This is a genomic window from Pseudoalteromonas aurantia, assembly GCF_005886875.1.
In the GTDB taxonomy this organism is placed as follows: Bacteria; Pseudomonadota; Gammaproteobacteria; order Enterobacterales; family Alteromonadaceae; genus Pseudoalteromonas; species Pseudoalteromonas aurantia_A.
The window spans coordinates 1-2,229 of the sequence record NZ_PNBY01000176.1; the positions used below are offsets into that span (position 1 = coordinate 1).

At 41.2% G+C, this 2,229-nt stretch carries 3 protein-coding genes; 1 reads left to right on the forward strand and 2 read right to left on the reverse strand.

The genetic code is table 11. The annotated features are described in order from the left end of the window. Positions 1-71: 71 nt before the first annotated feature. Together CWC18_RS20320 and CWC18_RS20325 are read right to left on the reverse strand one after the other, a co-directional pair. Positions 72-464: a DUF2750 domain-containing protein gene (locus CWC18_RS20320; protein WP_138593826.1), complete on the reverse strand. Its 393-nt coding sequence runs from the start codon at positions 462-464 to the stop codon at positions 72-74. Between the two features lie 40 nt (positions 465-504). Then, positions 505-1,047, reverse strand: coding sequence for a GNAT family N-acetyltransferase (locus CWC18_RS20325; protein ID WP_138593827.1), 543 nt, complete (start codon positions 1,045-1,047; stop codon positions 505-507). A 69-nt stretch (positions 1,048-1,116) separates the two neighbouring features. On the opposite strand from CWC18_RS20325, the gene CWC18_RS20330 reads away from it, so the two are divergent. Beyond that, complete coding sequence (locus CWC18_RS20330) at positions 1,117-1,791, forward strand: tRNA-uridine aminocarboxypropyltransferase (RefSeq protein WP_138593828.1); 675 nt, start codon at positions 1,117-1,119, stop codon at positions 1,789-1,791. The last annotated feature ends 438 nt before the right edge of the window (positions 1,792-2,229 follow it).

Below are 2,229 nucleotides of genomic sequence, written 5' to 3' on the forward strand. Positions count from 1 at the left end.
TAAGCATTAGCTGGGTTTTTTGTTTTCTAGCGAGAGCGGTTAACTTCAGAGTGTAAGTAATGTCGTATATGTTATTTTTTGTTTTTCCTATACTTCACGAGCTCATAATCGAACTCATCGGGGTATACGATTAAGCCATCTTGGTCTGGGATAGGGAACACTGCGATAGCAAGTTCGTCTTCTGCTAGGCCGTCAGTCCATTTAGCATGCCATTTTTTAAGTGGTATTGACTGAGGTTTACAGTCTTGCCAGTCGCCGGTAGCCCATAATGTGGCAAACTCTTCATTAGGCCAAATAGGCACACAATCCTCATCATCACTATTTAGCATAACGCAACCGTGTTCGTCAGTTAGGATCCATACCAGTTCTGTGCGTGAGACTTCTTTAATTAAGTATTTGTAACGTTGTGTATTGTCATTGCTGAGAATAGAGTTCATGCGTTGTTGATCAATAGAGAGTGTCATGACATACCTCTTTTAAGTAGTTGTGTGCTGATATTCATCATTATTTTAAGCTTTTGCGATACAGTACGGCATCATGATCGCCACGAGAGTCGTTGTAAATATAGTTTTTGATATATTTCATTCCAATGTTCTTCATGACTTTTAAAGAACCATGATTTTCAACAAGGGCCGAAGCAGAAAGTGCTTCTAACTCAGGGTGCATTTTACAAATGGTATTGGCAATGTGTTGAGCAGCCTCTGTTGCATACCCTTTGCCCCAAGATGATTGCTTAAAGCGCCAGCCTAGCTCTAAATCTAACGTATTGCTATCACCTTCAAAGAAGCCCATAGGTCTTACTAGGATCCACCCTATAAATTCGTTATTTGACAATAGGCTGGTATGCCAAAGCCCCCAGCCTTTTGCTTTATTTGTAAACGAGATTAATCGAGGAATATAAGTCTCTTGTATATCGGCCATTGAATTGGCGATGCCACCGTTAATGTGTGTCATAACAGCAGGATCTTGATCGAGTTCAAATAGTAATTGGGCGTCGTCTTGCGTCATAAGGCGAAAATGTAATCTTGCAGAGTTTTGAATATTCATCGAGGCTCCTTACTGTTTTTATAGCTGAATTTTATTACAATACACGCTTGATTGTTTTGAGGGTATCTAGTGAGTAATTCTGTATTGGCCTTGCGCCAACAACAAATTTCGGTTGCGAGGCGTGAGTACAAAGCCAGAGGATCAAGGTTAAACCGATGTGAAGCGTGTTTACTTGCGCAGCACTTATGTATTTGTGGTGGCATTACTGTAGCAGATACTTGCCAGAGTGCTGTTTGTCTTATTATGTATCACAATGAAAGCTTTAAACCATCCAATACTGGGCGACTGATCGCAGACATTATACCAGATAATTACGCCTTTAGATGGGACAGAACAGAACCAGACCCAAAATTGATCGAGCTGCTTAATAATCCGCATTATTTTCCGGTTATTGTTTTTCCAGTGGATGACAGAGAATCTGAACTGACGAGAGTGATCACTAAAGTAGAGGGTATTGAGGGGAAAACGCCGCTTTATATTTTCTTAGATGGTACTTGGCGCGAAGCTAAAAAAATGTTTAGAAAGAGTCCTTACCTTGATGCGTTACCTATTTTATCGATATCACCAGAGTCGTTATCTGATTATCAATTGCGTGTCGCAGCACATGAACATCAGTTGGGCACTGCGGAAGTGGCATGTATGGTATTAGAGCAAAATCAAGAGCAGGAAGCTGCGCAAAAGCTGACGAGCCACTTTATCGACTTTAGAGATGCATATTTAAAGAGTAAACGAAAAAGGCGGTGATGATGTGTAGAACAACGAAATCAAAAATAGTTTTAATTAGGGTAGTTGTCGTGAAAAAAGAAAGCGCGCGACTCGTGAGAGCCGCGCTGACGGAATCTTCTAAACGCATCCTGCAATGTTGATCTGATCAACTCCTAAAACTGTCCGCATCCGTGGCTTCGCTTGGTGTTCTGTTTCTGCGAAAATTAGCGTCACTGCTAAGGTCCTGTACTGTCCCTACACACTATATTCATCCGATGAACATGGCTGCCTGCCATTGGTCCGTAATATACGAAAATTCGTTTATTAACGATGATGCCTGCTTCAAGGCTTAACGTATGTCCTAGTATCATCCCTTAAAAGATACATCCTGTAAAACTCCTGATCACTTTGTGTGATTTGTCCTTTTGTAGCCACAGCATCCTGCCGTTTGTCCCTTTAGTGCTTGCTATATCCTAT